We start from the raw sequence: 906 nt of genomic DNA on the forward strand, positions 1-906 counted from the left end.
TGTTGGAGCTGTTCAAGCGCGGGGATCAGCCGGGCGTTCGCGAGCAGTTGCTGGCGGCCAATGCTGTTCTCAAGCAGATCGGGCATGTGCATCATCTGGTGGGCTGGCAACAGTTAACCGAAACCTTCGAGCAAGCCCTGGGCAACCCCGACGCCGATCTGCGAACGTTGGCGTTGGTTGCCTTGCGGGATTTGAAGCAAGGGCAGCAACTTGTCTTGGCGGGGAGAGCCGAAGAGGTGGCGGCTTCGGCGGAATTGCAGCAACTGGCTCACCCTGTGGCTCCCGCTGCACCCCCAGATCCTTTGGAGGTGGTGGTTCATCAGCGGATCCCAGCCCTGTTGCGCCAGATGCTGGAGCTGTTCAAACGCCCCGATGACCCAGCTACGCGGCCCGCTTTGCAAAGCTTGGTTCAATCGCTCCACGAGGTGGGAGAGGCTGAGTCTGTGGATCTGGGTGGCTGGACAGCCCTAGCCCGCCTAATTGGCGAGATCTTGGCGGATCCCGCCCAGGATTTGCGGCAACTGGCTCTGCCGGTTCTGCGAGATTTGAAACAGGCTCACCAGGCTCTGGCCAGCGGAGCAGCGCATACCATCCAGCCCTCCTCTGAGTTGTTGGCCTTCCGCCCTGTGCCACCGGCCCTTGAGGAGCCAGGGATCCCCACCTCCTTCGACCTGGGCCCTGTTGGAGAGCCAGAGCCACTCTTCCGTGAACCCGCGAGCACGGCTGCCTCAGCGGACTGGGCGGCTGCTGGGATCCCGGCAGAAGAATCCTCTGCAGCCGAGGGGAGCCAGGAACCTGGATCAGAAGAGGCGACCCCCGTCGAAGCAACCCTGCAAGCGGAGGGGTCGGAGAGCGTGGAGGCGGCCTGGGATCTGCTGGTCGGGCAGCCACCGTCCCCTTGGGAGA

Annotated in this window: 1 pseudogene; it reads left to right on the forward strand. The window is 63.6% G+C overall.

The features are described 5' to 3' along the window. Positions 1–906 (forward strand): annotated as a pseudogene (locus NW858_RS07170) (hybrid sensor histidine kinase/response regulator); the annotation flags it as partial.

This window comes from Synechococcus sp. H55.10, assembly GCF_047502715.1.
In the GTDB taxonomy this organism is placed as follows: Bacteria; Cyanobacteriota; Cyanobacteriia; order Thermostichales; family Thermostichaceae; genus Thermostichus.